The organism is Pseudomonas koreensis (genome assembly GCF_024169245.1).
GTDB lineage: Bacteria > Pseudomonadota > Gammaproteobacteria > Pseudomonadales > Pseudomonadaceae > Aquipseudomonas > Aquipseudomonas koreensis_F.
Genome location: NZ_JALJWP010000001.1, coordinates 3,026,317 through 3,047,501, shown reverse-complemented (window position 1 = coordinate 3,047,501; position 21,185 = coordinate 3,026,317). Strand labels below are relative to the sequence as shown.

General features: G+C 59.7%; 19 protein-coding genes. 3 read left to right on the top strand and 16 right to left on the bottom strand.

Going from position 1 to position 21,185, the window contains the following annotated elements; all coding sequences use genetic code 11:
* Window positions 1-50: 50 nt before the first annotated feature.
* Together flhF and flhA are read right to left on the bottom strand one after the other, a co-directional pair.
* Entirely contained in the window at window positions 51-1,391 is a 1,341-nt protein-coding gene (gene flhF, locus J2Y90_RS13675; protein WP_137216012.1) for a flagellar biosynthesis protein FlhF, read from the bottom strand.
* 11 nt (window positions 1,392-1,402) lie between these two features.
* Window positions 1,403-3,532 (bottom strand): flagellar biosynthesis protein FlhA, encoded by a 2,130-nt coding sequence (gene flhA, locus J2Y90_RS13670; protein WP_253500429.1) that lies wholly within the window; start codon window positions 3,530-3,532, stop codon window positions 1,403-1,405.
* A 589-nt stretch (window positions 3,533-4,121) separates the two neighbouring features.
* Between flhA and J2Y90_RS13665 the strand changes: the two genes are divergently transcribed.
* From J2Y90_RS13665 to J2Y90_RS13655, 3 genes are all read left to right on the top strand, one after another.
* Window positions 4,122-4,481, top strand: coding sequence for a DUF6124 family protein (locus tag J2Y90_RS13665; RefSeq protein WP_253500427.1), 360 nt, complete (start codon window positions 4,122-4,124; stop codon window positions 4,479-4,481).
* Window positions 4,482-4,838: 357 nt separating this feature from the next.
* A complete protein-coding gene (locus J2Y90_RS13660; RefSeq protein ID WP_253500425.1) occupies window positions 4,839-9,107 on the top strand; it encodes a hypothetical protein in 4,269 nt (1,422 codons plus the stop codon).
* Between the two features lie 458 nt (window positions 9,108-9,565).
* The gene (locus J2Y90_RS13655; RefSeq protein ID WP_253500423.1) at window positions 9,566-9,925 is read left to right on the top strand and encodes a DUF6124 family protein; all 360 of its coding nucleotides are present in this window, start codon (window positions 9,566-9,568) and stop codon (window positions 9,923-9,925) included.
* Window positions 9,926-10,287: 362 nt separating this feature from the next.
* Here the strand turns inward: J2Y90_RS13655 and J2Y90_RS13650 are convergent, their stop codons facing one another.
* The 14 genes from J2Y90_RS13650 to J2Y90_RS13585 all read right to left on the bottom strand — a co-directional run bounded on the left by J2Y90_RS13650 (window position 10,288) and on the right by J2Y90_RS13585 (window position 21,079).
* Complete coding sequence (locus J2Y90_RS13650; protein ID WP_253500421.1) at window positions 10,288-10,974, bottom strand: hypothetical protein; 687 nt, start codon at window positions 10,972-10,974, stop codon at window positions 10,288-10,290.
* A gap of 133 nt (window positions 10,975-11,107) precedes the next feature.
* Window positions 11,108-11,359 (bottom strand): hypothetical protein, encoded by a 252-nt coding sequence (locus J2Y90_RS13645; protein ID WP_253500419.1) that lies wholly within the window; start codon window positions 11,357-11,359, stop codon window positions 11,108-11,110.
* A gap of 111 nt (window positions 11,360-11,470) precedes the next feature.
* The gene (flhB, locus tag J2Y90_RS13640; protein WP_253500417.1) at window positions 11,471-12,610 is read right to left on the bottom strand and encodes a flagellar biosynthesis protein FlhB; all 1,140 of its coding nucleotides are present in this window, start codon (window positions 12,608-12,610) and stop codon (window positions 11,471-11,473) included.
* Window positions 12,611-12,613: 3 nt separating this feature from the next.
* On the bottom strand, window positions 12,614-13,399 hold the full coding sequence (gene fliR / locus J2Y90_RS13635) for a flagellar biosynthetic protein FliR (RefSeq protein ID WP_253500415.1): 786 nt from the start codon (window positions 13,397-13,399) through the stop codon (window positions 12,614-12,616).
* 3 nt (window positions 13,400-13,402) lie between these two features.
* A complete protein-coding gene (fliQ, locus tag J2Y90_RS13630) occupies window positions 13,403-13,672 on the bottom strand; it encodes a flagellar biosynthesis protein FliQ (protein ID WP_016771067.1) in 270 nt (89 codons plus the stop codon).
* Window positions 13,669-14,427, bottom strand: a complete 759-nt coding sequence (gene fliP, locus J2Y90_RS13625; protein WP_253500413.1) for a flagellar type III secretion system pore protein FliP — start codon at window positions 14,425-14,427, stop codon at window positions 13,669-13,671. The genes fliQ and fliP overlap by 4 nt, the downstream gene beginning before the upstream one ends.
* Window positions 14,427-14,879 carry a flagellar biosynthetic protein FliO gene (gene fliO / locus J2Y90_RS13620; RefSeq protein WP_253500411.1) on the bottom strand — a complete coding sequence of 151 codons (453 nt, stop codon included), beginning with the start codon at window positions 14,877-14,879 and terminating at the stop codon, window positions 14,427-14,429. The genes fliP and fliO overlap by 1 nt, the downstream gene beginning before the upstream one ends.
* The gene (fliN, locus tag J2Y90_RS13615; protein ID WP_016771070.1) at window positions 14,880-15,338 is read right to left on the bottom strand and encodes a flagellar motor switch protein FliN; all 459 of its coding nucleotides are present in this window, start codon (window positions 15,336-15,338) and stop codon (window positions 14,880-14,882) included.
* Between the two features lie 54 nt (window positions 15,339-15,392).
* A complete protein-coding gene (fliM, locus tag J2Y90_RS13610; protein WP_003222890.1) occupies window positions 15,393-16,361 on the bottom strand; it encodes a flagellar motor switch protein FliM in 969 nt (322 codons plus the stop codon).
* A 9-nt stretch (window positions 16,362-16,370) separates the two neighbouring features.
* Window positions 16,371-16,874, bottom strand: a complete 504-nt coding sequence (gene fliL / locus J2Y90_RS13605) for a flagellar basal body-associated protein FliL (protein WP_253500409.1) — start codon at window positions 16,872-16,874, stop codon at window positions 16,371-16,373.
* Window positions 16,875-17,213: 339 nt separating this feature from the next.
* Window positions 17,214-18,581, bottom strand: a complete 1,368-nt coding sequence (locus J2Y90_RS13600) for a flagellar hook-length control protein FliK (protein WP_253500407.1) — start codon at window positions 18,579-18,581, stop codon at window positions 17,214-17,216.
* 105 nt (window positions 18,582-18,686) lie between these two features.
* Complete coding sequence (locus tag J2Y90_RS13595) at window positions 18,687-19,034, bottom strand: Hpt domain-containing protein (protein ID WP_253500405.1); 348 nt, start codon at window positions 19,032-19,034, stop codon at window positions 18,687-18,689.
* 30 nt (window positions 19,035-19,064) lie between these two features.
* Window positions 19,065-20,768 (bottom strand): ATP-binding SpoIIE family protein phosphatase, encoded by a 1,704-nt coding sequence (locus J2Y90_RS13590; RefSeq protein WP_301291658.1) that lies wholly within the window; start codon window positions 20,766-20,768, stop codon window positions 19,065-19,067.
* 5 nt (window positions 20,769-20,773) lie between these two features.
* Entirely contained in the window at window positions 20,774-21,079 is a 306-nt protein-coding gene (locus J2Y90_RS13585) for an STAS domain-containing protein (protein WP_253500396.1), read from the bottom strand.
* Window positions 21,080-21,185: the final 106 nt, after the last annotated feature.

Genomic DNA, 21,185 nt, shown 5'->3' with positions numbered 1-21,185 from the left:
CAATGCGTGGCAGACCATCGATGTAGGTACAAAAACTGTTCATGATTACCTCAGCCAACCTGCTTGGTCGGGCTGTGATAGATATCAGCGAACATGTCAGCCATGGCTTCTTCGCTGGGTTCTTCCTGCATTTGCACGCTGACGGCGCGGCTGACCAGTTGATGACGGCGCGGCAGATGCAGATCATCCGGAATCCGTGGGCCATCGGTCAGGTACGCGACCGGCAATTCATGACTGATCGCCAGGCTCAACACTTCGCCGAGACTGGCCGTTTCATCCAGTTTAGTCAGGATGCAGCCGGCCAGCCCGCAACGCTTGTAACTGTGATAAGCGGCGGTTAGAACCTGTTTCTGGCTGGTGGTTGCCAGGACCAGATAATTTTTCGAGCGAATGCCACGCCCGGCCAGGCTCTCGAGCTGCATGCGCAACGCCGGATCACTGGCTTGCAGCCCGGCAGTATCGATCAAAACCACGCGTTTGCGTAGCAGTGGATCCAATGCCTGCACCAGCGACTGGCCCGGATCGACGTGGGTCACCGGCACATTGAGAATGCGGCCGAGGGTTTTCAATTGTTCCTGCGCGCCGATGCGAAAGCTGTCCATGCTCACCAGCGCAACGTTCTGCGCGCCGTACTTGAGCACATAACGCGCGGCCAGCTTGGCCAGCGTGGTGGTCTTGCCCATGCCGGCGGGGCCGACCATCGCAATCACACCGCCCTCTTCCAGCGGCTCGACTTCCGGTACGGCAATCATCCGCGCCAGGTGCGCCAGCAGCATGCGCCAGGCCTGACGCGGCTCTTCGATATCGGTAATCATCGCCAACAGATCGCGCGACAGCGGGCCGGACAGGCCGATGCGCTGCAGACGACGATACAGATTGGCCTGGGCCGGACGGCTGCCTTGCAGCTGATTCCAGGCCAGGGTGCCGAGCTGCACTTCCATCAGCTCGCGCAGGCTGTTCAACTCAAAACGCATCGACTCCAGCGCTCGCGGATCGACACCCGCCGAAGCTTGCGCAGGGGCTGCGGCCGGACGGGCCGGGGCAGCGTAGGTTGGCTCGCTCAGCGGCTCGGCAGCGGTCAGCGGCAGGCCTGCGGTCAATGGCAGCCCGGCGAACAACTGCTGATTGGTGTTGCCATCGGCTTCGCCACGCAGGCTCAGCTCGGCCTGGGCGGTGACGATGCGCGACTGGGTCTTGCGCAGCTCGTCTTCGAGTTCCATGTTCGGGACCCGTGGTGCCAGCGCCGACAATTTGTAATCCAGTGCCGCCGTCAACTCGACGCCGCCGGCGATGCGGCGGTTGCCGATGATGGCGGCATCAGCGCCCAGCTCATCGCGAACCAGCTTCATGGCCTGACGCATATCGGCGGCGAAAAAACGCTTAACTTGCATAAACCACTACCTCAGCCGTTGGGCCCTACTGTCGCAACGATGGTCACTTGCTTGTTGTCCGGTACTTCCTGGTAGGCCAGCACATGCAGCCCAGGGACTGCGAGGCGGCCAAAGCGCGAGAGCATCGCGCGAATCGGGCCTGCCACCAGCAGGATCACCGGTTGGCCTTGCATTTCCTGCCGCTGGGCCGCTTCGATCAACGAACGCTGCAGCTTCTCGGCCATGCTTGGCTCCAGCAGAACGCCCTCTTCCGAGCCTTGTCCTGCCTTCTGCAGACTATTGAGCAATATCTGTTCCAACCTTGGTTCCAATGTGATCACAGGCAGCTCGGACTCAGTGCCTACAATGCTTTGGACGATGGCGCGGGATACCCCGACCCGCACAGCAGCGACCAGAGCGGCGGTATCTTGACTCTTGGCGGCGTTGTTCGCGATCGCCTCGGCGATGCTGCGAATGTCGCGCACCGGCACGTGTTCGGCGAGCAGCGCTTGCAGGACCTTGAGCAACTGCGACAGCGAAACCACCCCCGGCACCAGCTCTTCAGCCAGTTTCGGCGAGCTCTTGGCCAGCAATTGCATGAGTTGCTGCACTTCCTCGTGGCCGATCAGCTCACTGGAGTGCTTGTAGAGAATCTGGTTCAAGTGCGTGGCGACCACGGTGCTGGCGTCAACCACGGTGTAGCCGAGCGATTGCGCCTGGGCGCGCTGGCTGATTTCGATCCATACCGCCTCGAGGCCAAAAGCCGGATCTTTGGCGTTGATACCGTTGAGCGAGCCGTAGACCTGGCCGGGGTTGATCGCCAGTTCGCGATCCGGGTAGATCTCGGCCTCGGCGAGAATCACGCCCATCAGGGTCAGGCGGTAAGCGCTCGGCGCCAGATCGAGGTTGTCGCGGATGTGCACGGTCGGCATCAGGAAGCCCAGATCCTGCGAGAGCTTCTTGCGCACGCCCTTGATCCGCGCGAGCAATTGCCCACCCTGATTGCGGTCCACCAGCGGAATCAGGCGATAGCCGACTTCCAGGCCAATCATGTCGATCGGCGTGACGTCATCCCAGCCCAGTTCTTTGGTTTCCATGGCGCGGGCCGGCGACGGCAGCAGTTCCTGCTGACGCTTGACCTCTTCCAGGGCCACGACCTTGGCGACGTTCTGCTTCTTCCAGAACAGGTACGCGCCGCCCGCAGCCAGCGCTGCCATGGTCAGGAAGGAGAAGTGCGGCATGCCCGGCACCAGGCCCATCACCGCCATCAAACCAGCGGCTACGGCCAGCGCTTTCGGCGAGGCGAACATCTGGCGGTTGATCTGCTTGCCCATGTCTTCCGAGCCGGAAGCACGGGTCACCATGATCGCCGCCGCTGTCGATAACAACAGTGATGGCAATTGCGCCACCAAACCGTCACCGATGGTCAACAAAGCGTAAACCCGGCCGGCGTCGCCGAAGCTCATGCCGTGCTGGAAGATACCGACCGCCATGCCGCCGATAAGGTTGATGAACAGAATCAGCAAACCGGCGATGGCGTCACCACGGACGAACTTGCTGGCACCGTCCATCGAACCGTAGAACTCGGCCTCCTGGGCGACTTCCTGACGGCGCATTTTGGCCTGGTTCTGGTCGATCAGGCCAGCGTTGAGGTCGGCGTCGATCGCCATTTGTTTGCCGGGCATGGCATCGAGGGTGAAGCGCGCGCTCACCTCGGAAATCCGCCCGGCGCCCTTGGTCACCACGACGAAGTTGATGATCATCAGAATCGCGAAGACCACGATACCGACCACGTAGTTACCGCCGATCACCACCTCACCGAAGGCCTGAATCACCTTACCGGCCGCGGCGTGGCCGTCCTGACCGTGGAGCATCACCACTCGCGTCGAGGCCACGTTCAGGGCCAGGCGCAGCAGCGTCGCCACCAGCAGAATGGTCGGGAACACCGCGAAATCCAGCGGCCGCAGCGCATACACGCAGACCAGCAGGACGACGATGGACAGGGCAATGTTGAAGGTAAAGAAGACGTCGAGCAGGAACGGCGGCACCGGCAACATCATCATCGCCAGCATCACCAGCAGCAACAACGGCACGCCCAGATTGCCTCGACTGAGGTCGGCAACGTTGGTGCGTGCTGTATTGAATAACTGAGTGCGATCCACCGGTTTTCCCCGTTCCTTTAAAGCAAACTTTTGACGCCCGAAGCGGGCGCAGGGCGGCTATTGCAAGAAGCTTTCCAACTTTTACCGGGGAATGAAATAGAGCGGTTTTGCTTGAGATTATCGGCTGATTGAGCCGCCCCCTTCGCGAGCAGGCTCGCTCCCACCGTTTGAAATGCATTCCCAATCGGACATTTGGAATACGGCCCCTGTGGGAGCGAGCTTGCTCGCGAAGGGGCCATCAGAACCAACGCAATTCTTCGACTTAAACAAAGCTGTTTAAAAGACACCTCCAGACACGGTCTCAAGGCTACAAATCCTTGCGCCATTGCCTACGGCCAAGCCAGAATCCGCCGGCTTGTGCGCCTTGGGGGCGAGTTCTATTGTTGTCCGGTCGCTGACGAATCAGCGATCGGGTCTCGCAGCCCGTCGATCTCTGGACGCACAACACCCGTTTTTTTATGGCGGCTGTACGTGGGAGACCTTCGGGTCTGCCGGTTCTAGAGTCCCGGTCTGCGACCTGCGTATAGCTGCCACCCTCATTCGTCTCGCAGCGAACGTTGGCAGCTCCAATGACTCTAGGAGCTTCACCATGATCAAACCCACACCCAACCCACCCGAAACCGACCCCACCTCCCCCTACGAATCCCTCGATTCAAAAAAACTCCACGAAGCCGCCGACCGCGCCCTCGACCACTACCTCTGCCCACCCGGCTCCACCCCGCCGCCCTACAGCCCCCGCGCGATGTACGCCGTCACCGCCGACACGAAAAACGAAGACCTGCTGGCCAACGCCTGCGAAACCCTCGCCTCGGCCAAAACCATCGCCCAGGAATTCGCCGGACTGGTGAAACCGTCGCAGCGTCGGACGCTGATGGGGATCGCGCAACTGATCATGCTTGGAGAATTGGCGGTGAATCGGGTGCTGGATAATCTGGAATTGCCGCAGTAGCGCGCCTCTGTGACACGTCAAGACTGATGTGTTAGAGCGGCCGGCGCCTTCGCGGGCAAGCCCGCCCCACTGGGACCGCTGGCGATCACAAGCCTGCGTTTACACCGCCTCGCCTGCCCGCGAAGGCGACTTCACAGCCTTCACATCGCTTCAAGCAAGGAAAACCCGCCGCCCCGTTGAGTCGGGACGGCGGGTTTTGTCGTTGCGGCAGCAGAACTTTCTCATCCAGGCGACGAACAATCACTCATCGGATACCACTCATCGGATACCACTGCCCACCTGTCAGAGTTGACAGGTGCGCAACATTTCAATTGCGCGTTAACTCACTCCGTCACTTTCCCGCACGGAGCCGTTGCCATGTCGCTGCCTGATGAGCCTTTCGCCCTAAAAGAACTCGAGATCCCCGGGCGCACCGGCCCGGTATCGGAGAGTCCTCAGAAGATCTGGGGCATCAACATCGCCGCCGCGCTGGGCAACTTTCCGCTTGAAGGTCTGCTGTGCGAGGCCGGGCCGTGGGGGAACATGGCGGAAGGCGACACGTTGACGATCTCCTGGGGCACCGGGCAAAACGTGTGGACGGAAAAAGTCGACAAGGACCGGGTCGGCAAGAAACTGCGCATGTACGTGCCTGCCCGGCACATGATCGATGGCCCGTACGCGGTGTCCTATACCGTCAAACCGTTGGGCGGCGCCGATGAACCGTCTGAAGTCATGCAGGTGCTGGTCAAGCTGACGCGACCGGGCGGCCATGATGACAACGGTGATATCGGGCACTCGAAACTGATCATGAGCCTTCCCCAAACCATCATTGACGGCGGCATCCACGAGGGCAACGTCGAGGATGGCGTGCCGATCACCATTGGCAAGAACGATGGCACGCCGCCCTACCCCTACGCGGCGGCGGGTGATGTCTGTCGCATCAGTTGGGGCGGCATCTACGTGCGCGGTACTCCGCTGACCCAGGAACAGGCCGAAGGCAAGGCGCCGATTATCATCACCATCACCCCGGAGATCATTAAAGACGCCGGTGATGCGCCCGGCGTGGCTGTGGTTTTCGAGGTATACGACAAGGTGTTCAACCGCTCCGAGGACTGGAGCCCCGAGCAGCGCATAGAAGTGGCGGTGGGTACGACACGGCTGGGCGCGCCGTTGCTGAAAGAAACGGAAAACAACGTGCTGAATGTCGACAAGCTGGGCGACGCCGACGGCACCGTGCAGATCATCGCCACGAATACCAGCCATTTCGAGGTGGGTGACATTCCCTTCATCCGGATCAAGGGCACACCCATCGAAGGGCTACCGATTGATCTGGAAAAAGAATACCCGCCGTTGACAAACGTGCCGAGCGTTGTTGAACACAAGGTTCCCAACGCCGTGTTACGCCAGTTGGCCAAGGCGCAGATCACCTTGTCCTACTACCTGAAAAAAGCCGATGCCTCTCCCGACTTGCGCTCCAGTAGCCAGTTCATCCGCGCCATCGGCGAAGTCCAGCGGCTGGCCGCGCCGATCGTCGTGGACGCGGACTCTGGGGCGCTGGACCCCACGCTGGCAAAGGTGCGTCTCGAGATTCCCTTTGACAAATCCTTCGCCGAAAACCAGACGCTCAAGCTATTCATGCACGGCACGACGCCCGGCCTCAAGCCTTACGTGCCAGACCTGCCTCTTCGCCCCATCACCCATAACGAGATCGTCGCGGCAAAACCGCTGCCGTACGAAATCGACGGCAAGTACCTGACCCCGGTCAACGGTGGCACGGTGAAGTTCTTCTACCAGCAACTGATCGCCGACACGGTGCTCGCCACGCTGGACCCCTTCGAGGCTGCTCGCGCCGTTCGCGAGTCGATCCACACTGAGGTCCTGCAAGTCGGCGAACCGCGCCTGGAACTGCCGGAACCGGAAGTAACTGGCGTGGTCGACGGCGTTCTGCCAGCCGACACCGACGGCACCACACTGACCGTGGTGTACAGGGAAACGCTCAGGGGCGACGAAGTATTCATGTTCTGGATCGGTTCGATCACCGGCGAATACACCGACTCGATCAAGCTGAGCGAGTTCACCGCCGGCCAACCGGTGCCCTTCCCAATCAGTGCTGAGCTGATCAAAGGCAATGAAGGCGGAACGGTCACGGCGTCGTATTTCATCAAACGCGCGGCGGGGGGTGAACCCAGCTATGCCAATCCGCTGGAATTCAGTGTTGGCGTGGCGCTGGATCTGAAAGAGCCGAAAATCAAACAAGCCCCTAACGACACCAGCCTCGACCCGTTTGCCGCTCAGGACGCCCTGACCGCCGTGGTCGACTACGTCGGCATGCTGCTGGATGACAAGATCATCGTCACCTGGACCGGCGCAGCAGGCACTCCCGCCGGCGGCTCGCATACCACCGCGCCATGGCCGGTGGCTGCGTTAGGCCCGCAAGAGATTGCGCTGGATAACAAGGTGATCGCGTTCAACCTGGGCAAGCCGGTGACGGTGAGCTACACGGTGGCCCGTGGCACGACCGATCCGAAGGATTCCAGGCCTCGAACGTTGGCGGTGCTGCCCATTGCCGATGGCAACCCGGCCATGGGCATGCCGCTGATCACACAAGCAGCCAACAACGGCGAAGGACCCGAATTTGATGTCAACGCGCTGACCGCAAGCGCCAGCATGCGCGTGAATCGCTGGCCGCTGATTGCGTTGAAACAATACGTCTGGTTGCACGTGACAGGCACCAACCGCGATGACAGCATTTACACCAAGACCTTTTGGCAGCCCCCTGCTTCACAAACAAACCCTACCTGGATCAGCGAAGGGTTCTACACCCACCCGATGCCGCTGGTCGACGCGCAAGGCCTGAAAGATGGCAGCGCTTTGAAGATGGTGTTCAAGGTCGGACTGAGTGGAAGCCAGGTCGAAGATGAGGCGCTAACTTTTGCGGAGCGTACTTACACCATCAAGGCCGTGAAGGATGTGAAGCCGGAGATCACCAAGGCCGAAGACTCCAAGGCCAAGGAAATTCCGCATAACGGTGGCACGGTCGATCCCGCTGTGACCCTGACCGGTTCCGCCGCCCCCAATCAGCAGGTCGAGATATGCGAAGGGACTGTCTCAAAAGGCAAACATCCGGTCGACGGCACCGGCTTCTGGAAATACACGGCCACACTGTCCGGCCTAGGAACTCGCACCTTCACCGCGAAAGCGGACTACGGCACCGGTCAGGTATCGGCGGGCAGAACCTTCACCTATTCGAACGCACTGACCCCGGCGATCACCTCGATTACCGACTCCAAGGATGTACCGATACCCGATAACGGTTTCACCGTCGACACCGCTATCACATTGACCGGCACCGCCACGTCGCGTCTGGAAGTCGAGATTTTTGATGGAACGGCGTCGCTCGGTACAGCGCTGGTGGATGGCACTACTGGCAAGTGGACCAAGGCGCTGACGGGGTTGACGCTGACCAGACATAGCTTCAAGGCCAAGGCGTTGTATGGAGCAAATCCGGAGTCGGCGGTGAGGACGGTGACCGTGACGGCCCTGATCGCACCGACGCTCGTAAACGTGTTGGACGACATGGACATAGAGGTTCCTGAAGGTCAAACGACCTTCACCACGACCCTGAAACTCAAGGGCAAGGCCAGTAACGGTCAAATCGTTGAGATCTTTGACGACAGCGGTTCTGGGGCAGTGTCCAAGGGACCCGCAACCGCCCATGTTGCGACTGGCGAGTGGGAACGCACAATACCCGTAGACGAGGGACCACATCGGTTGTACGCAAAAGCGCTGTATGTCGTGAATCCGGTGGAGTCGAATGTACGTCACGTGACAGTAATAGATGACATCGCTCCTACCATTGACTCTGTTAAAAGTTGGCCAAGCGACGACGAAATCCCCGAAGGCGGCAACACTGTAGAAACAGCCGTCACATTAAGCGGTGAAGCAGCCAAGGGACAGCGCGTCGAGGTGTTCGACGGCGCAAATTCGATAGAAATGGCCAATGTCGATTCATCTGGAAAATGGAGTTTACTTATTTCAAACCTAAGCGTCACAACACACAGTTTTACTGCCAAGGCACTTTACGGTTCGAAAAAAACATCAGGGGAACGAAAATTCAGGGTGGTGGTACCGCTTAAGATGGAGACTGGATCTGTAACCATTACTACCCCTTGGTATAAGCCCATCAACAGCAGTCAAAACTTCTACCTAATGTATCAAAGGGAACCGACTCAGGGAAATCCTCCCTACACCTATACATCGGACAATGAATATATATTAACCTGGCGAAACACTGGAGAAGTTGAAATCACCGACAGAGGAACAGCAACAATTACAGTTACCGACTCCAGCAACCAATCTGCAAGTTACAGTTTCACAATGGCCGGACCGATAGTTCAGGCAGCTAACTCAAACGGTGGCTCATGGATCAATGTTAAAAAACATCTTGAAGAAATTGGCTATCGCTTCCCAACAAGGAATGAACTAAAGGTTGCCGCTCGACAGCAAAAATACTTTCAAGGTAAAACGTGGTGGTGGAGTTCTGAAGGCTCAGGTTCGCAGAAGTATATTATTCAGCAGGGCACTGAAGCTGAATACATGGCACATGAGTCGGAGGTTCACTATACGTTAGGCATCTCAATATCTTAGTAACTACTTACTTCTCGCCTTTAAGGTCTTCCAACTGCGTTATCGGGGCGTTATCGGGGACAGACCACGGTTTCAACCAGACAGTTGCCCGATCCTTTGTCTTTTAAACCCTGGCGTTTAAAAGACACCTTCAGACACGCCTTTGAGGCTACACATCCTTGCGCCATTGCCTACAGCTACGCCAGAATCCGCCGGCTTGTGCGCCTTGGAGGCGGGTTCTATTGTGGTGCGGTCGCTGACGAATCAGCGATCGGGTTTAGCGACCTGAATCTTTGTAGGTGCACCAGCGCTCCAAACTCGACTGTGGATGCTTATCTACAATTTGCGTTATGGCGGCTGTGCGCGGGAGACCTTCGGGTCTGCCGGGCGCCTACACCCGGTTCGCTAACCTGCGTCCAGCCGCCACCTTACCTGTTTAGCGACGGGTTTTAGCGGCTCCACCTTGTAGGAGCTTCACCATGATCAAACCAACACCCAACCCACCCGAAACCGACCCCACCTCCCCCTACGAATCCCTCGATTCAAAAAAACTCCACGACGCCGCCGACCGCGCCCTCGATCACTACCTCTGCCCGCCCGGCTCCACCCCTCCGCCACGCAAAACCCGTCGGATGTACGCCGTCACCGCCGACTTCAAAAACGAAGAACTGCTGGCCGATGCCTGCGAAACCCTCGCTTCGGCCAGAACCATCGCCCATGACTTTGCTCATCTTGTACCCGCGTCGCAACGCAGGACGCTGTTGGGGATCGCGCAATTGATCATGCTCGGGGAGCTGGCGGTGAATCGGGTGATGGATAATCTGGAGTTGCCGCAGTAGCACGGCGCTGTGAAAAGCCTTGAATGAGTCGGTGCAGCGACTGACGTCTTCGTCGGATCGCCGCCCGGACCAAGCCCGCTCCCACAGGGATCGGCTCTGATCACAAACCTGTGTTTATACGCCGCCCCTGTGGGAGCGAGCCTGCTCGCGAAGGCGGTGGGTCAGTCAGTGAGATGTCGACTGGAAAACCCCATTCGCGAGCAGGCTCGTTCCCACAGGGGATCTGGGGTGGCTTTGGACATTCGGATTCGTCTTCCCCATCCTCGCGGGCAGTAAGATCAAAAGATCGCAGCCTTCGGCAGCTCCTACACCGCCCCCCTGTAGGAGCTGCCGAAGGCTGCGATCTTTGCTTTAAATGCCGGTCACTGGGCAATCAGAATCTGTTTGGGCGAAATTTCGCCAAACTTGAGTTGCTTGCCATTGAGGTACTGCGTCCCCCGCAGCAACTTCGTTCCCTCCACCTCGACTTCGTCCTCATCCATATACATGAACACGACCTTCGTCACAGGCACATGAATAGGACCTCGCAGGTGAATCCCGGGGCCGGTCAGGTGACCTTCCAAAAGGTTGAGCGCCCAATGGAACTGAATGATCGGCAACTCACCGAGTTGAATCATGTGGTGATCGTCCAGCGATCGAAAATCCCTGCTGGCAATGATGCGTAACTTGCCGCCGACCGTTTCAAACCTCGGCTTGCCATAGCGCACTGCCAGCTCAGGACCAGTCGCCCATTGATCCCTGTAATACCCTGGCGAGGTGAACAGCTCGAACAAGGCCTGTTTGTCGCGAATATGTCCGGCGGCATCAAACAGATAGTTGTAGGAATAGTGGTAAGCCAGGCCGTCCAGCTCTGGCCTGATGGCATTCACCGGATTGTTGAGATACCCCGGGATATAGACATTGGCCATTTGCACAAAGTGGGTGAAGTCCAGATCCAGGTCGAAGCTCGCCGTGTAACGGATGCTCCGTTCCTTGGGATTCTCCTCCAGTCGCCCTGAAACAAAGTCCAGCGTCATTCCTTCAAGCTTTCTATAGATACGGTCCGCCATGATCGTGCTCTCTGCGCTACGGGACTATTCCCATGCCCATGGCACCTCAGTGGGAGCAGGCCGTCTACTGTCAGAACTAACAGGTTTAAAGGTTTTTCGGACCGACGGTAACCGTCGAGAAGGCCACCACGGATTACCTCAACGGGTGTTCTCGATGGATTCGCAGGTTCCTGGCTCTTCCTCCTGCTGTCTTCGGCTCGTCGAATTCGACCGGATCACCTGTTTTGAGCTTTCTACGATTTTCATCGGTCAAGGCAATCCGGAATTTGTAATCGTCGCTGGCGAAGAAAAAGCCAGTGGCGACGGCAAAAGAACTTCCCGAACGCTTCGGCGTAAGGGTGCCCCTCCCGGTTTCCGGATCATAGCTACTGACCGTTCCCTTCATTGCCAGGCTCCCTGGGATAGTGCGCGTTCCTCTCTGCATCAAACCGCAAAAGCGCAGCAGGCGCACCTGTCAGAGTTGACAGGTACAAGAGGCTTTCAGACAAATGGCTTCTCAGGAATCGCGGCGCAAATCCGGCGGAATCGGCAGATCATCCTTCAACGGATCCGGGCGTTTGCCCTTGCCCGCTTGGTGTTGGCGGATCTGATAGACGTAGGCCAGTACCTGCGCGACTGCCAGATAAAGGCCACCGGGAATTTCCTGCTCCAGTTCGGTGGAGTAATAGATCGAACGCGCCAGCGCGGGGGACTCAAGGAGCATGACGTTGTTGGCCACGGCGATTTCGCGGATTTTCAGGGCGATGAAGTCGCTGCCCTTGGCCAGCAATACCGGTGCGCCGCCCTTCTCCGAGTCGTATTTGAGCGCGACGGCGTAGTGGGTCGGGTTGGTGATGACCACGTCGGCTTCGGGAATCGCCGACATCATGCGGCGCTGGGACATTTCGCGCTGGGTCTGGCGGATGCGCTGCTTGACCTCGGGACGGCCTTCCTGGTCCTTGTGTTCGTCGCGCACTTCCTGCTTGGTCATCAGCAGTTTCTTGTGCGCTTCCCAGAGCTGCACCGGCACGTCGACGGCGGCAATGATGATCAGGCCGCAGGCCAGCCACAGCGTGCTCCAGCCCACCAGCAAAACGCTGTGGATGATCGCCATGTCCAGTGGCTCGTGGGCGATGCGCAGAAAGTCATCGACGTCGGCGGACAACACCACCAGCGCCACACCCAGGGTAATCAGGAACTTCGCCAGTGCTTTGAGCAGTTCGACCACAGCCTTGAACGAGAACATCCGTTTGAGGCCAGCGGCCGGGTTCATCCGGCTGAATTTCGGCGCCAGGGAGCTTGCCGCGAACAGCCAGCCACCGAGGGAGATCGGCCCGATCACGGCGGCGAGCAACAAGGTGATCATCACTGGCTGAATCGCCAGCAACGCAATCAACCCTGACTCCAGCAAGAACCGGCCCATGGCGCCCTGGTCCATGACCACTTCGCGGGACAGGGTGAAGTTCAGGCGCATCACGTCCATCAGTTCTTGCGCGAGCATGCCGCCGAAGATCAGCAGCGCAGCGGCACCGGCCATCATCACCGCAAGGGTGTTGAGCTCTTTGGAACGGGCAATCTCGCCCTTCTCACGGGAGTCCTTTTTGCGTTTCTCCGTGGGGTCTTCCGTTTTGTCCTGACCGCTCTCGCTCTCTGCCATGACTCAGCGCGCCCGTGCCAGTTCGCGTAGCAACTGCAGGGCCTCGCTGGCCAGCGGTTGATACTGGTTGAGAATGTCCGCCAACCCGACCCAGACGATGAACAGGCCGAGCACCAAGGTCAGCGGAAAACCGATCGAGAAGATGTTCAGTTGCGGCGCGGCGCGTGTCATCACCCCGAAGGCTATGTTGACCACCAGCAATGCGGTGATCGCCGGCAACACCAGCAGCAGCGCGGCGCCGAGCACCCAGCCGAGTTTGCCGGCCAGCTCCCAGTAATGCTCAACCATCAAGCCGCCGCCGACCGGCAGCGTGGTGAAACTTTCAGTGAGGACTTCGAACACCACCAGATGGCCGTTCATCGACAGGAACAACAGCGTGACCAACATGGTGAAGAACTGACCGATCACCGCCACCGAAACGCCGTTGGTAGGGTCGATCATCGAGGCGAAGCCCATGCCCATCTGCACCGCGACAATCTGCCCGGCCACGGCGAAGGCCTGGAAGAACAGTTGCAGGGAAAAGCCCAGTACCGCGCCGACCAGAATCTGTTCGCCGATCAGCAGCAAGCCGCTGAGATCCAGCGGGCTGACGGCGGGCATCGGCGGCAGCGCCGGGGTGATGACGACAGTGATCGCCACGGCAAAGTACAGGCGCACGCGGCGCGGGATCAGGGTGGTGCCAAACACCGGCATGACCATCAGCATCGACGCCACGCGAAACAGCGGCAACATGAACGACGCCACCCAAGTGCTGATCTGGGTGTCGGTCAGCTGAAGCAGCGATTGCATGGCTTAGCCGATGACCATCGGGATGTTTTTGTACAGCTGGATGATGTATTCCATGAACGTTTGCACGATCCACGGACCGCCGATGATCAGGGTCACCAGCATCACCAGAAGACGCGGCAGGAAGCTCAGGGTCTGTTCGTTGATCTGCGTGGCGGCCTGGAACATCGACACCAGCAGGCCGACCAGCAGGCTCGGCACCACCAGGATGGCGACCATCATGGTGGTCAGCCACAGCGCTTCACGAAAGATATCGACCGCGACTTCCGGCGTCATGGCGAAACACCTCCAAAACTGCTGGCCAGGGTGCCGATGATCAGCGCCCAGCCATCGACCAGCACGAACAGCATGATCTTGAACGGCAACGAAATGATCAGCGGCGAGAGCATCATCATACCCATGGCCATCAGCACGCTCGCGACAACGAGGTCGATGATCAGGAACGGAATGAAGATCATGAAGCCGATCTGGAACGCGGTTTTAAGTTCGGAGGTCACGAACGCTGGCACCAGAATGGTCAGCGGCGCCTGATCGGGGGTGGCGATGTCGGTGCGTTTGGACAGGCGCATGAACAGCTCCAGATCGCTGGTGCGGGTCTGCGCGAGCATGAAGTCCTTGATCGGCACCTGGGCTTTTTCCACCGCTTGTTGCGCGGTCAGCGTTTCGGCCAGATACGGTTGCAGCGCGTCCTTGTTCACCCGATCGAACACCGGCGCCATGATGAACAGCGTCAGGAACAGTGCCATGCCGGTGAGGATCTGATTGGACGGCGTCTGTTGCAGACCAAGGGCCTGACGCAGGATCGAGAAGACGATGATGATCCGCGTGAAGCTGGTCATCAGGATGACCGCCGCCGGAATGAAACTCAGCGCAGTCATGATCAGCAGGATCTGCAGACTGACCGAATATTCCTGCGCGCCGTCGGCGTTGGTGCCCAGCGTGATCGCCGGGATCGATAACGGATCGGCGGCCAACGCCAGCGGCGCGGCCAGCAACAGGACCAGCGTCAAGACGATGCGGAGCGCACCCATTACTTCGTATCCTTATGATCCTTGCCGAGAATCTTCAGCAGATGCTGAGCAAATTCCGGCGTCGCTTTTTCACTGGCTGTGGGGACTTCGACCGGCTCTTTGAGCACATGCAGCGCGGTGATGGTGCCGGGGCTGAGGCCGAGCAGAATCTGCTCGTTGCCGACTTGCACCAGCATCAGCCGGTCACGCGGGCCGAGCGCGCGTGAGCCGATCAACTCGATCACCTGGCCCTTGCCCGCTGGCCCCGCCTGCTGCACGCGGCGCAGCAGCCAGGCGAGGAAGAAGATCAAGCCCAGCACCAGCAGCAAACCGAACACCAGTTGCGTCAACTGCCCGGCCACGCCGCTGTTGACCATTGGCGCGGTGGCGGCCGGCGCAGCAGTGGTTGCGCCCGGCTCGGCGGCCAGCACGCTCAGCGGCCATGCCAGCAGAGTCCAGAGAAACCTTCTCACTCAGCGCAGCTTCTTGATGCGTTCGCTTGGGCTGATCACGTCGGTCAGGCGGATGCCGAACTTCTCGTTGACCACCACTACTTCGCCGTGGGCGATCAAGGTGCCATTGACCAGCACGTCGAGCGGCTCACCGGCCAGACGATCAAGCTCGATCACCGAACCCTGGTTGAGTTGCAGCAGGTTGCGAATGTTGATGTCGGTGCTGCCGACTTCCATGGAAATCGACACCGGAATGTCGAGGATCACGTCCAGGTTCGGCCCGTCGAGGGTCACCGGATCATTGTTCTTCGGCACGCTGCCGAACTCTTCCATCGGCAGACGGTTGGAGCTGGAAGTGCCGGCGTCGGCGGCCAGCAGTGCATCGATGTCAGCCTGGCCGGCGTCACCGGTTTCTTCCAGGGCCGCAGCCCATTCATCGGCCAGTGCCTGATCGTCCTGCGCGTTCATATCGTCGTTCATCATGTGTCCTCGGCGGGCAACAATTCGGTTAAAAACGGGGTGAAAAGCGCCGCTTCAGCGACGCTCGATCGGCTCGATCACCTGCAACGCGAGGTTGCCTTTGTGCGAGCCCATCTTGACCTTGAAGGCCGGCACGCCGTTGGCGCGCATGATCATGTCTTCCGGCATCTCGACCGGGATCACATCGCCCGGCTGCATGTGCAGGATGTCGCGCAGCTTCAACTGGCGGCGGGCAACAGTAGCGCCAATCGGCACGTCGACATCGAGCACGTCCTGGCGCAGGGCGTTGACCCAGCGCTCGTCCTGATCGTCGAGGTCGGACTGGAAGCCGGCGTCGAGCATTTCGCGCACCGGCTCGATCATCGAGTACGGCATGGTCACGTGCAGATCGCCGCCACCGCCATCGAGTTCGATGTGGAAAGTGGACACCACAATCGCTTCGCTCGGGCCGACGATGTTGGCCATGGCCGGGTTCACTTCCGAGTTGATGTACTCGAAATTGACTTCCATGATCGCCTGCCAGGCCTCCTTCAGATCGACGAACGCCTGTTCCAGCACCATGCGCACTACGCGCAGTTCGGTCGGGGTGAATTCGCGCCCTTCGATCTTGGCGTGACGGCCGTCGCCGCCGAAGAAGTTGTCCACCAGTTTGAACACCAGTTTGGCGTCGAGGATGAACAGCGCAGTGCCGCGCAGCGGTTTGATCTTGACCAGATTGAGGCTGGTCGGCACGTACAGCGAGTGCACGTATTCGCCGAACTTCATCACCTGCACGCCACCGACGGCAACGTCCGCCGAGCGGCGCAGCATGTTGAACATGCTGATGCGGGTGTAGCGGGCGAAACGCTCGTTGATCATTTCCAGCGTCGGCATGCGTCCACGGACGATGCGATCCTGGCTGGTCAGGTCGTAGCTTTTGACACTGCCGGGTTCGGCAGCATTATCGGTCTGTACCAGACCATCATCGACGCCATGCAACAGCGCATCGATTTCATCCTGGGACAGCAGATCCTGCACGGCCATGTCGTGTTCCTACTGCAGTACGAAATTAGTGAAAAGCAACTGTTCGATGACCACTTTGCCCAGCTCTTTCTGCGCCACTTCCTGGACGCTGGCGGTGGCCTTCTGGCGCAACATCTCCTGGCCGACCGGGGTCGCCAGTGTGGCGAAATCCTGACCGGAGAAAAGCATTACCAGGTTATTGCGGATGACCGGCATGTGTACTTTGAGCGCGTCCAGATCGGCCTGATTACGCGCCAGCATGGTGATGCTCACCTGCATGTAGCGCTGACGGCCGTTCTGGTTGTAGTTGGCAACGAAGGCCGGCGCCATCGGCTCGAAAATCGCCGCTTGCTTGCCGACCGGCGCAGCATCGCCGGCCTCGGCAGGCTTGCTCTGCGCGCCGTGCATGAAGAACCAGGTCGCCCCGACGGATGCACCAATGGCCACCAGCAACGCCAGCACGATCACGATGATCAGCTTGAGTTTGCCTTTGGTTGCGGGGTCTTTTACTGCTGCAGCTTCGCTCTTCGCCATGCCAATAATCCGTCACTAATCGGGGGTTTCACAGTCGCACGGCAAGGCAAGAGCAAGTGTTATGCCAGAAGTGTCGGAGGTCGCGCAGACAGCGACAAAGTCAAAAGCCACCCTCACCCCAGCCCTCTCCCGGAGGGAGAGGGGGCTGACCGAGGTGTCATGGATCAAACATCGACCTGAGAGACCGAGTCGATTGTGGGGTAGAGACTTGGATGAACAGCTCGCCGAACCAGCCAAGGATTCAGCGATGCTCGTTCAGGTCGGCGTAGTCCTTCAATATTCCCCAATTGGTCCCCTCTCCCTCTGGGAGAGGGCTAGGGTGAGGGGCTTTTGATTTGCTCAGGCGTAATAGTCGACCGCACTGCTGCCGATGACGTTGGTGGTCTGCGCCGCCACTTCAGCCACAGTGGCCGGGGCCAATTCTTCATCCGCCGAATCCAGACGCCCACCCGTGGCGCCGGTGCGTCCGGTGTGGCCCTGCTGCGCCTGCTCCTGCCCCTGCTGACCCTGCCAGCCACGGTTCTGGTCGGAGACGTTGACGTCGACCTGGCCCATGCCCTGCTGGTTGAACATGTCGCGCAGGCGATGCATCTGGCTGTCGAGCGCTTCACGCACGCTCGGGTGCGCGCTCATGAAGGTAACCTGGGTCTGCTGATCGGGAACCATGTTCACGCGAATATCCAGACGCCCCAGCTCAGCCGGCTGCAACTGAATGTCGGCGGCTTTCAGGTTGACGCTGGACAGGTACATGACGCGGTTGACCACTTCTTCGGTCCAGCCGCTCTGGTGCATGGCGATCGGTTGATTCACCGGCAGCGCATTGGCGGTTTTCGGCGTGGCGGCCTGGGTCAGCGCCGCCAGACGGTTGGCGAAGTCGTCGACGCGGGTGTCGCTGGTAGCCGATTTCAAATCTTTCAGGCCATCATCGATCAGACCACTGAAGGCTTTTTCGCCGCCCTGACTGGTGCTGTCCTTGTCGGCCTGGACGTCGAGCATGCTGGCCATGCCGGCGGCAAAGTTCTGCGCAGCGGTCAATTCGCCGTCGGCCTGAGCCTGGGCGGGAGAGGCTTTCGGTTGTGCCTGACTGGCAGCGGAGATATGCCCGCCCTGCTCCATCGCCATGCGCACGGCCGGCAGCGAGTCGAGCGGGTCGGCAGAAGGATCAAAATCGCTGTCGGTAGCCGCCGGATCTTTGACCATGCCCGGCACAGCAGCCAATGCAGGTGTCTCAGTTTCCGGCTGGGCTGGCGTTGCGACTACCGGGGCCTGCACGACAGGCGCTGCCACCAACGGCTGGACGACTTGCATCAGCGCCGGATCCAGCGCCGGGTCTACAGGCGCGGCATCGGCCACAGGGGTTTGTACGGTTTCAGCGGTGTCATCGGCAGTGGCAGCTGCGTCGTCGCTCGCCGCCGCTTTATCCGCAGGCAAGGCTTTGCCGCTATCGGCAACTGCTGGCTCGGGCGCGGCAGACTGATCTTTGCCGACGTCTTTTTTTCCGCTGTTGTCAGCGACCTTGTCGCGTGCCGGTTTGACTGAATTATCGGCGCCTACCGCAGGTTTGGCCGGCGCCTGATCGGCGAACACTTTTGCGAAGCTGGAAGCCTTGTCCCCGGCGTCTGCGGCCACTGCCGACGATTTGGCAGAGGCGGCTTGCGCCTTGGCCTGGGCGGCGGTCTGAAGAAGAATGTTGGGGGTCGCAGGCATGACACGGTCTCCGCTGCACTGGGATCGTAGGTACAGTTGAGCAAGATAACTGCAAGTGCCGGGCCAGTTTGGCCGGACACTTGCAAAAAGCGCCGGACGGCAGCTTCAGTGGGTGTGGAGGTGATGCTTTTCGTTTTCGTACACCGGGCGCACGTTGGCGAATTCGGAACGGATATCGGCGACCAGTTGAGCGAGTGCTTCCGGACTTTTGTCCTTGGCGTTCGACTCCAGGTCCTGGCACAACGCAGCCAGCCGAATGGCGCCCATGTTGCTGGCGCTGCCCTTGAAACTGTGGGCGACATCAGACAACGCTTTGGCACTGATGCCGTCTCGCAACTCGTCCAGGCGGCTTTCCGAGTCTGCCAGAAAAGTCTCCAGCAATTCGGTGTAGCCCTCCTCCATCACCTCGCGCAAAGTGTCGAGGACGTCGCGATCTACATGTGGGTCAGTCACTTGCTCACTCCTTGATCAAGAATGGGCGGATTATGCCTCAATCTCCCAGAAAAACTCCACGCTGGCACTACGACCTTGGTCCGACCAGCTGGCATTGCGCCCCAACTGCCGGACCAGGCTGATGCCGCGTCCCGACAAGCGGACATTATCCAAGGGCCGCTGCATGACCCGCCCTACATCAAATCCGTCGCCACTGTCCTCGACCCTGATGACCAGACGCCCACCTTTGCCTTGCGGTTGCACCTGCAGATGCACGCGCACATAACCATCCTGCAACGCTCCCAGCCGCGCCGCGCGCATTTCGTAGTAACGGGCAAAGCCAGCGGCATCGCGCTTGAGACTGGAATCCAGTCCCAGCACGCCATGCTCCAGCGCATTGGAATACAACTCGGCAAGTACGCTGTACAACGCACCGCTTTGCGCGCGCAGGCCGTGGACCTCGAGCAGCAATTGCAAGAGAAACGGCAAAGGATTGAACCGTCTGAGCGTGGCACCGCGAAACTCGAAACTGGCCGACCAATCCAGCGGGCTCGACTGGCCGCTGTCGGAATATATCGGCGCCGCGCCGTCCGTCGGCGCCGACTCAAGCAGACTGACCTCGACCATGCTCACATCGTCACGGGCCTGCCCGCGAAAATCGCGCAGGGCCTGCTCGATATCTTCGAACAACCGATCCGGCTCGAGGTTTGCCGCAAAGACTTGCTGCAAACGCTCGACTCCGAACAACTGGTCATTGGCGTCGCAGGTATCGATCACCCCGTCCGATAACAGAAATACCCGATCATCAACGGCCATCGGATACACATCCGTACGGTCGTCGAAAGCCTGTGCACTGAGAATCCCCAGCGGCAAGTGCCGCGCTGGCAGCGGCACGCGTTCGCCGCTGGCCAGGCGGTGCAAGTAACCATCGGGCATGCCGCCGTTCCACACCTCCACCGAGCGGCTCTGGAAACTCAGACAGAGCAACGTGGCGCAGCAGAACATGTCCACCGGCAGGATGCGCTTGAGCTTGGCGTTCATCTCGCGCAGGGTTTCCGCCAGGCCGTAGCCCTTGGCGGTCATGCCGTAGAACACTTCGGCCAGCGGCATCGCTCCGACTGCCGCCGGCAAGCCATGCCCGGTGAAATCGCCAAGCATGACGTGCATGTCACCGGCCGGCGTGTACGCCGCGAGCAACAGATCGCCATTGAACAGTGCGTAGGGCGATTGCAGGTAACGGATATTCGGCGCACTCAGGCAGCCGGAATGCGCGACCTTGTCGAACACCGCTTTGGCCACGCGCTGTTCGTTGAGCAGATAGTCGTGATGTCTGGCGATCAGGTCGCGCTGTTGCAGGACGGTCGCCTGCAAACGGCGCAAGCGATCCATCGCCTTGATTTTGGCGGCGAGGATCACCTGGTTGTACGGCTTCGCCAGAAAATCGTCGCCGCCGGCCTCCAGACAACGGGCCAGCGCTTCGCTCTCGGTCAGTGACGTGAGGAAGATGATCGGCACCAACGCCTCACCCGCCAGCGCCTTGATGTGCTGCGCCGCTTCGAAACCGTCCATCACCGGCATCAGCGCATCCATCAACACCAGATCGGGTTGCTGCGCTTTGAACGTTTCGACCGCCTCGGCGCCATTTGACGCCGTCAGCACCTGATGACCCTGACGGCGGACGATGGTCGACAGCAGCAGTCGGTCGGCGGCGCTGTCTTCGGCGATGAGAATCGTCAGCGGCTCTTGCGCCTGCATGGGCGTCAACTGATGTCGAAGAGTTTGTCGAAATTGGAAATCGCGAGGATTTTCTTCACATCGGAGCTGCTGTTGACGACGCGGATATCCGATTCGTCGCCACCGGCGTGGTCACGCAGCAGAAGCAGCATGCCCAGCGCGGAGCTGTCGAGGTAAGTGGCCTCTTTGAGATCGACCACGATGGATTCGGGCTTCTTGGCAAGATGCTCGTAGGACTCACGAAATTCCTGATGGCGACCGAAATCGAACCGCCCCCTGACCGAGATCGTCAGTTTTTGACCATCTGGAGAGACTTCTGTAACGACTGACATTGACTGGCTTCCTTGTCATTGACGAACCTGTACAAGGTTTAGCACCTGGATAGGGTTGGGGCAAGGCTGGAAAAGCAGATCAAAAGATCGCGGCCTTCGGCAGCTC

Coding starts and splice junctions, on each gene's coding strand:
- J2Y90_RS13585 (WP_253500396.1), bottom strand. CDS start 21,079: ATGTCAGTCGTTACAGAAGTCTCTCCAGATGGTCAAAAACTGACGATC.
- J2Y90_RS13655 (WP_253500423.1), top strand. CDS start 9,566: ATGATCAAACCAACACCCAACCCACCCGAAACCGACCCCACCTCCCCC.
- J2Y90_RS13660 (WP_253500425.1), top strand. CDS start 4,839: ATGTCGCTGCCTGATGAGCCTTTCGCCCTAAAAGAACTCGAGATCCCC.
- J2Y90_RS13665 (WP_253500427.1), top strand. CDS start 4,122: ATGATCAAACCCACACCCAACCCACCCGAAACCGACCCCACCTCCCCC.
- flhF (WP_137216012.1), bottom strand. CDS start 1,391: ATGCAAGTTAAGCGTTTTTTCGCCGCCGATATGCGTCAGGCCATGAAG.
- fliP (WP_253500413.1), bottom strand. CDS start 14,427: ATGGGTGCGCTCCGCATCGTCTTGACGCTGGTCCTGTTGCTGGCCGCG.
- fliN (WP_016771070.1), bottom strand. CDS start 15,338: ATGAACGACGATATGAACGCGCAGGACGATCAGGCACTGGCCGATGAA.
- fliQ (WP_016771067.1), bottom strand. CDS start 13,672: ATGACGCCGGAAGTCGCGGTCGATATCTTTCGTGAAGCGCTGTGGCTG.
- J2Y90_RS13600 (WP_253500407.1), bottom strand. CDS start 18,581: ATGCCTGCGACCCCCAACATTCTTCTTCAGACCGCCGCCCAGGCCAAG.
- fliR (WP_253500415.1), bottom strand. CDS start 13,399: ATGCAATCGCTGCTTCAGCTGACCGACACCCAGATCAGCACTTGGGTG.
- fliL (WP_253500409.1), bottom strand. CDS start 16,874: ATGGCGAAGAGCGAAGCTGCAGCAGTAAAAGACCCCGCAACCAAAGGC.
- J2Y90_RS13590 (WP_301291658.1), bottom strand. CDS start 20,768: ATGCAGGCGCAAGAGCCGCTGACGATTCTCATCGCCGAAGACAGCGCC.
- J2Y90_RS13645 (WP_253500419.1), bottom strand. CDS start 11,359: ATGAAGGGAACGGTCAGTAGCTATGATCCGGAAACCGGGAGGGGCACC.
- J2Y90_RS13650 (WP_253500421.1), bottom strand. CDS start 10,974: ATGGCGGACCGTATCTATAGAAAGCTTGAAGGAATGACGCTGGACTTT.
- fliM (WP_003222890.1), bottom strand. CDS start 16,361: ATGGCCGTGCAGGATCTGCTGTCCCAGGATGAAATCGATGCGCTGTTG.
- flhB (WP_253500417.1), bottom strand. CDS start 12,610: ATGGCAGAGAGCGAGAGCGGTCAGGACAAAACGGAAGACCCCACGGAG.